Annotated in this window: 1 protein-coding gene; it reads right to left on the reverse strand. The window is 69.6% G+C overall.

The features are described from left to right. On the reverse strand, positions 1-510 hold a 510-nt coding region (locus tag CW267_RS29930; RefSeq protein WP_206054996.1), incomplete at both ends, for a sodium ion-translocating decarboxylase subunit beta.

Below are 510 nucleotides of genomic sequence, written 5' to 3' on the forward strand. Positions count from 1 at the left end.
TGGCCCCCAGCAGCTCCGGCGCCAGCTTGCCCGACAGGTAAATCGCCGTCGGGCCGTCGGCGCCGCCGATGATGCCGATGGCCGCCGCCTGCGGCAGGGTGAAGCTGATGATGCCGAAGTAGTTCAGCGTCAGCGCCCCGAGGACGGTGGCGAAGATCCCGAACTGCGCCGCCGCCCCCAGCAGCAGGGTGCGCGGGTTGGCCAGCAGCGGGCCGAAATCGGTCATTGCCCCAACGCCCATAAAGATGACCAGCGGCGCAATGCCTGAGCCAATCGCCACCTTATAGAAGATGGCCAGCACCCCGGCGGAGTAGCCCATGTCCACCGCGAGGCTCTCCATCTGCCCCTGCACCGACGGCAGGGCCAGCGCCAGCGCCTCCTTGATGGCGTGGACGTCCGGCGCGCAGTGGAGCTTCGCGGCAATCACCGCCAGCTGCGCCGGGTCGTGGTGGGCCAGCAGGCTCTCCAGGGCGGTGAGCGCCAGCCCGGCCTCCGGGATGTTCGACAGCA

Origin of the sequence: Klebsiella sp. X1-16S-Nf21 (assembly GCF_002837615.1) — a bacterium.
Lineage (GTDB): Bacteria > Pseudomonadota > Gammaproteobacteria > Enterobacterales > Enterobacteriaceae > Klebsiella > Klebsiella variicola.